This window comes from Martinezella sp. CNPSo 3964 (genome assembly GCF_057784375.1).
Genome location: NZ_JBXSOW010000015.1, coordinates 143,722 through 151,058 on the forward strand (window position 1 = coordinate 143,722; position 7,337 = coordinate 151,058).

Genomic DNA, 7,337 nt, shown 5'->3' on the forward strand with positions numbered 1-7,337 from the left:
GATGACGACATGAGCAAAATAAAAACCCAGAGCGGTTCAGCTTTTCATGGAATCTCTGAAGCGCTCTAGCTCTTTGTTTTCTCGCAATTCCGGACGGAAAACCACTGCGCACCCTTCCTGGAATTGCGCCAAAGCGCGAAAATCGAATCTAAAAGATCGCGACGCGCTTTAGACGCGTATCCGCCAGCGCGCGGCCGCTCTTCAAGCTTTGATGACAGCTACTGCTTGGCCTTGACTGCGTAGTGCCAGCGGCGCAGCTGATCGCAGGTGCGGAACCAATGTGCAGTCAGCCGTAACATGGGATGCCGCTTTACGGCGCGGTAGTGCACGCGCTTGCCGATCGTAGTGTCGGCGCGATGCGGGCTGAAATCCACCAGGTTCTCAAATGTCGTGAATGTCTCGACGCCGGTCGACCAGCCGCGTTCCAGAGCGACGTCATAGGGAAGAAGCATGGGCTTCAGCGTCGTCAGCAGCTTCTTGGCCGCCTTGCGGTTGACGATATAACAGGCAGCCGACCCTTGCGGACCATGCATGCAGCGGCCGACGACATCGTTTTCACTGGTTTCGCAGATCGGCTTGAAGCCGACAAGGCGATGGTTGACGAGTTTGACGAGGCGCGGACCCTGGACGCTTTCCATCGCCGCGATTGCACGCGGGATAAGCTTGTCGTTGAGCTCGACGTCGTCTTCCATGATGATCGCCATCTTGTCGCCGCTGGCGATGAATTGCTCAAGCGCGATCAGATGACTGCGGTAGCATCCGTATTCTCCCGGCAGAAGCTTGCGGCCGTTGTGGTAGATGAACGAATGAGGGTAAAAATCGACGCGGTCCGCCTCTGCGATGATGCGGCCATCGACGGCAGGAATGCGCGTGATATGCAGATCGTATTCTACGGCCTGGTTGCACAGCCGCTCCCAGCGATCACGCGAGCGATCGAGATTGATGACATAGATGGAGACCCGCTGAACAGCATCGTCAGCAATCTCGGGGTCAATAAGGGGAGGGATACGATTAATCTGTTCGAGAATGACTGCTACTCCTTCAAACAGAAATCGCGCCGACGGCAACCAGGATGGCAATTTCCATACTATATAACATGCTTATGACTTGTCGCAAACGGCTGTTACACGCCTGTGTTGTATTTGCAGATAAAAGCATTTTTTTTGGTGTAACGTAGCGTGAATAGCGCCCATCGACGATGCGGAAACTATCGCTTACGCGCGATTTTGATCGAGGAACCCGTTGGCGCATGACTGCGGCCTCATTATATCTGTAGCATGCGGCGTGTGATCGTTGCGCTCGCAGTTGCAAAGGAGCGTAGCAGTTCATGTGGATCAAGTCGAAAATCGCCATTGCTGCCCTGTCCCTCGCGGTCTTGATGCCGGCGGCCGCCTTTGCCGATAACCCGCTCCTACCCAAGCCATATGTCGCTCCCGTCTATCCTTACAAGGACCTTCCGGGAGTAACCGCGCCGAAAATGGCGGCTGACGAGAAGTTTCAATGTCGCACTGCCACGGTGTACGCAGATTATTTTCACGAAGGTCCATTCTACCGGGGCCTGCCGCGCCTCGGTTACGTTTGCGACGAGAATGGCGTCATTTCCAGCAGCACCAGAAAGCCGAACTACCAATATTGGCAATATAACGGTTCGGATAGATAAGTCGTAGGCACTCTGCCGAATTAAGCGGCAGCGCAATCAAAACGAGCGTGGCCTCATGATCGCATCGTGTAAGTTTTGTTGGCGATCTGAAAATAAATTTCATGTTTTTGGTTAAATGCGCGAACGTCGTTGACGAATGCGAAAATATGCCCCAAGGTTACGAAAATAAATTACGTAATGGGAACATAAAAGCATGCGCGTTGGAATCATTGGGCTGGGATTCCGCCTGGGCTATCTGGGCTATGTCTTCAAGGCGATCGACGAGAACTTCGAGATTGCCGGATATGTCGATCCGGAGCCTGCAGGCCTGCCTGGTCTGATCGAGCAGGGCATCTCTGCCGGAAAAGCCTACGCAACACCTCAAGAGCTGATCGCCAACGAAAAGATCGACCTGCTGATGATCGGTTCGCCGAACCACATGCATCTCGATCACATCCGCATCGGCCTCGAAGTCGGCCTCAAGATCTTCTGCGAAAAGCCGATCGTTACGACAATCAAGGACAGTATCGAGCTCGCCCGCCTGATGGCGAAATTCGGCCATGAGCGCCTGAATGTCGGCCTCGTGCTGCGTTATTCGCCGATGTACCGCGATCTTTTGACGGCCCAGGCGGAAGGCAAGCTCGGTCACGTCGTTTCCATTGAGGCTGCCGAACACATTGCGCCCTATCACGGTGCCTTCTTCATGCGCGACTGGCGCCGCTATGAACATTATTCCGGCAGCTTCATGCTGGAAAAATGCTGCCATGATCTCGACCTCTATAATGGTGTGGTCGGCGCGCGTCCGGAGCGGGTTGCAAGCTTCGGCGGCCGCAAGAGCTTCATTCCGGAAAACGATCCGGCACGGGAAGGCATCAATGATCTCGAGCTTTTCCATCGCAAGCCGAGCGGCTGGATGGGGTCGGACAAGGTCTTCGACAGCGATGGCGACATCATTGATTACCAGGTGGCGATCATCGAATATGCCAACGGCGTCGGCATGAACTTTCACACCAATCTGAATGTGCCGGACCAGTTCCGCCGCTTTGCCATCATGGGCTCGCGCGGTATGGCCGAGGGTGATTTCATCCGTGGCTACTTCAATGTGCACGAGATGCTGACCGGCAAGAAGGTAATCGAAAATACCTACGCGGCCACCACGCTCTCCCAGCACTACGGTGCCGACGAGCAGATGGCCGCCGATATCATCGCAAACGTAAAGTCGGGGCTGCATCTGCCGGTTTCGACCCTGAACGCGTTGGAAGCCGGCATTCTCGCGCTCTCGATGGATGAGGCACGCATGAAGAAGACCGTCGTCGATCTCCGACCGATCTGGGACGAGTTCGACGAAGCGCTTCATTCAAGGGCCGCCTAGGGAGGGGCGCAAGATGGGTGTTCAACGCAGCACGGTCATCTTCGCCTGGCTCCTGCTTTTTCCGGCTCTGCTCTACGTCACCGTCATCGTCGCTTATCCCCTCGTTGACACGATAATCCTGTCCTTCACCGATGCGTCGTTGAAGAAGGTGACGAATTGGGTGGGGTTCGAGAACTACGCGAAGATCTTCAACGACACGTTCGCAGGCGTCATCATTCGGACCTTTATCTGGACCTTCTTTTCCGTGTCGATCAAGATGATCATCGGAACGCTCGGCGCGGCGCTGCTGAATTCCGCCGTGCCAGGTCGCTCTCTCTTCCGCGTGCTGACAATGCCGCCCTGGGTTGTGCCCATGGCGATCGGCATCTTCATGTGGGGCTGGATGTATAATGGCCAGTTCGGCATGATTTCCGGCCTGCTGCAGCGTTTCGGCATCGTCGACAGCCCGGTGGCGTTCCTTGCCTATGGCAGCACGGCCTTCTGGGCGACGATCGTGACCGACGTCTGGATCGGCGTGCCGATGGTCACGCTTTATATGCTGGCTGCCATGCAGGCGATCCCGCATGATCTCTATGAGGCCGCATGGACGGATGGCGCCGGCCGTTTCTATCGCTTCCGTCGTATCACCTTGCCGCTGCTGGTGCCGTCCCTGGTCACCATGTCGATGCTGTCGCTGATCGCCACCTTCAATTCCTTCGATATCATCTGGATTTTGACGCGCGGCGGCCCGAACGGCGAAACGACGACGATGATCATCGACACCTATCGAACGGCGATCGGGTCCTACAAATATGGTGAGGGTGCCGCGCGCGCGGTGTTGATCTGCATCTTCCTGTCGCTCTTCTGCCTCGCCTATTTCCGCCTGACCAGCCGCTTTTCCACGGGAGCCAAGCAGCGATGAGCCAGCCTTCGATGATCCATCGCTATAAATGGTACGAGCTCATCGGCATCTATGCCGGGATCCTGCTGTTTCTGACTTTCGTGCTGGCGCCCTTCGTCGAAGGGTTCCTGGTTTCGCTGAAACCGCTCAGCCAGCTCTTTTCGTCGCCATACCGCTTCATTCCGGAAAACGGCTCCTTCGCCGCCTACCGCACGATGTGGACAAGCGTGCCCGGCTTTGGCTGGTATATTTTCAATTCGTTTCTGATTTCCGGCGTGAGCACTATTATCGTGCTGATCCTCGTCGTGCCGGCCGCCTATGCCTTCGCGCGTTTCGAGTTCAGGGGCTCCGGCCTGCTGCTCGGCGCCTTTCTTGCCGTCAACATGTTCTCCGGTGCCGTGCTCTTGATCCCGCTGTTCCGGCTCATGCGCTCCTTCGGTGTGCTGAACACCTATTTTGCCATGATCATACCGGGTGTCGCTTTCCTCATTCCTTCCGGAATCTGGCTGCTGCGCACCTATATGATGCGAATCCCGAAGGAGCTCGACGAGGCGGCCTTTGTTGATGGTGCCAGCCATTTCTATACGCTGCGCCGCGTCATTCTGCCGATCGCTATGCCCGGCATCACTGTTGTCGCCATCACCACGTTCATCGGTTCCTACGCACAGCAGTTCATCTATGCTCTTACCTTCAATTCGAAGACGGAATACATGCCGCTGCCGGTTGGGCTTTTTGCCTATTTCGGCCGGCAGGAGGTCGTCTGGAATGAACTCATGGCCGCAAGTTTCGTCGGCATCGCGCCGGCTCTGGTCGTGATCTTCTTCCTGCAACGGTATCTCGTCAGCGGTCTGACCGCTGGCGCGGTGAAGCAATAAAATCAATCAACCACCAGAGAGAACGGGAGCTTAAACGTGACATTCCATTTCAAGACGGGGCTTCTTGCCCTTGCTTTGCTCGGCTCCACCGCGCTTGGCGTCGTGAACGCCCAGGCCGCCGACAAGGAGATCAGCTGGATCTATTGCGGTGACAGCATCGATCCGATCCATGTGAAGTACATCAAGCAGTGGGAAGACAAGAACCCGGGTTGGGCCGTCAAGCCTGAGGTCGTCGGCTGGGAGCAGTGCCAGGACAAGGCAACGACGCTCGCTGCAGCCGGCACGCCCGTTGCCATGGCCTATGTCGGTTCCCGCACGCTGAAGCAGTTCGCCGACAACGATCTGATCGTTCCGATCCCGATGACGGACGACGAGAAGAAAGCCTATTATCCAGGCATCGTTAATACGGTAACCTTCGATGGAAAGCAGTGGGGCACGCCCATCGCCTTCTCGACCAAGGCGCTCTACTGGAACAAGGACCTTTTCAAGAAGGCCGGGCTCGATCCTGAAAAGGCGCCGACAACCTGGGCCGAGGAAATCGCCGACGCCAAGGCGATCAAGGAAAAGACCGGTATTCCAGGCTACGGCCTCTCGGCCAAGACCTTCGACAACACCATGCACCAGTTCCTGCACTGGGTTTACACCAACAACGGCAAGGTCATCGACGGCGACAAGATCACCCTCGACAGCCCGGAAGTGCTGGCCGCCCTCCAGGCCTACAAGGACATCACGCCTTATTCGGTCGAAGGACCGACGGCTTACGAGCAGAACGAAATGCGCGCCATCTTCCTCGATGGCAAGGTCGGCATGATCCAGGCCGGCTCGGGTGCCGCCGCCCGCTTGAAGGAAACGAAGATCAACTGGGGCGTTGCACCGTTGCCGCTCGGTCCTTCGGCCAAGGGTCAGGGCACGCTGCTCATCACTGACAGCCTTGCCGTCTTCAAGGGCAGCGGCGTCGAGGACAAGGCGATCGACCTCGCCAAGTTCATCACCTCTCCCGGCCCGCAGGGCGAGTACGAACTCCAGGGCGGCGCCGGCCTCACGCCTCTGCGTCCGTCTACGCAGGTAGACGAGTTCGTCAAGAAGGACGCTTCCTGGAAGCCGTTCATCGACGGTATCGCCTATGGTGGTCCCGAGCCGCTCTTCAAGGATTACAAGGGCTTCCAGAACGTCATGATCGCCATGGTTCAGTCGGTCGTGACGGGTCAGGCTCAGCCGGCGGATGCCTTGAAGAAGGCCGCTGCCGATCTCGAGCAGTATAAGTAAGTCTGCAAGTCACCGGGCCGCGCGCATTGCGCGCGGCCTTTGGAGCCCTGCCCGCCCCATGGCGGCGCCGCGCGGAGACAGAGTTTGGGAAAGCTGCACCTTCATCAGGTCAAAAAATTCTATGGTCATTTCGAGGTCATCAAGGGCGTTGAGCTCGACGTAAATGACGGTGAGTTCATCGTCTTCGTCGGTCCGTCCGGTTGCGGCAAGTCGACCTTGCTGCGCATGATTGCCGGCCTCGACGAAGTGACCAGCGGCGACATCACGATCGATGGTGCTCGCGTCAACGATCTGCCGCCCGTCAAGCGCGGCATCGCCATGGTCTTCCAGTCCTATGCTCTCTACCCGCATATGTCGGTGTTCGAGAACATCGCTTTCCCCCTGCGAGTGGAGAAGATGGCGGAGGACAAGCTTAAGGCCAAGGTCGAGAATGCTGCGCGCATTCTCCATCTTGATCAGCGCCTGCAACAAAAGCCGGGCCAGCTTTCCGGCGGCCAGCGCCAGCGTGTCGCTATCGGTCGCGCCATCGTGCGCGAGCCGAAGATCTTCCTTTTCGACGAGCCGCTGTCCAACCTCGACGCAGCACTGCGCGCCGATATGCGCATCGAGCTTGCGAAGCTGCATCGCCAGCTGCAGGCGACCATGATCTATGTGACGCACGATCAGGTCGAGGCCATGACCATGGCCGATCGCATCGTTGTGTTGAACGGCGGCGAGATATCGCAGGTCGGCGCTCCCTTGGAGCTCTATCACAAGCCTGCCAATACCTTCGTCGCCCGCTTCATCGGCAATCCCAAGATGAACTTCCTGCCCGTCACCTGCACCGGCCTCAGCGATGCCGGCGTGGAGGTGGATTACAAGGGCCAGAAGGCTCTGCTGCCCGTGGCGCCGCGTCCCGGCTTTGTCGGCAAGGCGCTGACGCTCGGCATCCGGCCGGAACATGTCCAGCTCGGCGACGGCGATCTGACCCTGACCATCGTGCCGACCGTCGTGGAACGTCTTGGCGCCCAGACTGTCGCCTATGCGACGACCGACGGGATCGACGAGAATTTCTGCGCGACACTGCCCGGCAGTGCCGCGATCCGCATGGATACGCCAATCAAGACCGGTATCCGCATCGGCGATTGCCATCTCTTCGACGAAAGCGGCCTAGCCTTCGAGCGTCGGGTGGAACTGACGGAAATCGATATGGAATTGCTGAACAAGGCCGCTTCCTGAAGGGAGGCGGCTACCAACACGGGCCGCCTCGTCCTTCGACGAGCTCAGGATGAGGGCGGAGCGAGCTATAAGCTGGGCGAGATGATC

Annotated in this window: 7 protein-coding genes; 6 read left to right on the forward strand and 1 reads right to left on the reverse strand. The window is 57.7% G+C overall.

Annotated features, from left to right (window positions below; all coding sequences use genetic code 11):
- Positions 1-218 precede the first annotated feature (218 nt).
- Positions 219-1,079: a glycosyltransferase family 25 protein gene (locus tag AC13Q5_RS31655; protein WP_488504344.1), complete on the reverse strand. Its 861-nt coding sequence runs from the start codon at positions 1,077-1,079 to the stop codon at positions 219-221.
- 248 nt (positions 1,080-1,327) lie between these two features.
- Between AC13Q5_RS31655 and AC13Q5_RS31660 the strand changes: the two genes are divergently transcribed.
- The 6 genes from AC13Q5_RS31660 (at position 1,328) to AC13Q5_RS31685 (ending at position 7,250) form a co-directional block, all read left to right on the forward strand.
- Entirely contained in the window at positions 1,328-1,660 is a 333-nt protein-coding gene (locus AC13Q5_RS31660) for a hypothetical protein (protein ID WP_075856696.1), read from the forward strand.
- A 193-nt stretch (positions 1,661-1,853) separates the two neighbouring features.
- Positions 1,854-3,011, forward strand: a complete 1,158-nt coding sequence (locus tag AC13Q5_RS31665) for a Gfo/Idh/MocA family protein (RefSeq protein ID WP_488504345.1) — start codon at positions 1,854-1,856, stop codon at positions 3,009-3,011.
- Positions 3,012-3,024: 13 nt separating this feature from the next.
- Positions 3,025-3,912, forward strand: coding sequence for a carbohydrate ABC transporter permease (locus tag AC13Q5_RS31670; protein ID WP_075856694.1), 888 nt, complete (start codon positions 3,025-3,027; stop codon positions 3,910-3,912).
- Positions 3,909-4,766 (forward strand): carbohydrate ABC transporter permease, encoded by an 858-nt coding sequence (locus AC13Q5_RS31675; protein WP_075856693.1) that lies wholly within the window; start codon positions 3,909-3,911, stop codon positions 4,764-4,766. The genes AC13Q5_RS31670 and AC13Q5_RS31675 overlap by 4 nt, the downstream gene beginning before the upstream one ends.
- A gap of 36 nt (positions 4,767-4,802) precedes the next feature.
- Positions 4,803-6,032, forward strand: a complete 1,230-nt coding sequence (locus tag AC13Q5_RS31680; RefSeq protein ID WP_488504346.1) for an ABC transporter substrate-binding protein — start codon at positions 4,803-4,805, stop codon at positions 6,030-6,032.
- 84 nt (positions 6,033-6,116) lie between these two features.
- Positions 6,117-7,250, forward strand: coding sequence for an ABC transporter ATP-binding protein (locus tag AC13Q5_RS31685; RefSeq protein ID WP_488504347.1), 1,134 nt, complete (start codon positions 6,117-6,119; stop codon positions 7,248-7,250).
- Positions 7,251-7,337 lie beyond the last annotated feature (87 nt).

Excerpts from the sequence above, each read along its gene's own strand:
- AC13Q5_RS31670 (WP_075856694.1), top strand. The coding sequence starts at position 3,025 with ATGGGTGTTCAACGCAGCACGGTCATCTTCGCCTGGCTCCTGCTTTTT.
- AC13Q5_RS31665 (WP_488504345.1), top strand. The coding sequence starts at position 1,854 with ATGCGCGTTGGAATCATTGGGCTGGGATTCCGCCTGGGCTATCTGGGC.
- AC13Q5_RS31660 (WP_075856696.1), top strand. The coding sequence starts at position 1,328 with ATGTGGATCAAGTCGAAAATCGCCATTGCTGCCCTGTCCCTCGCGGTC.
- AC13Q5_RS31675 (WP_075856693.1), top strand. The coding sequence starts at position 3,909 with ATGAGCCAGCCTTCGATGATCCATCGCTATAAATGGTACGAGCTCATC.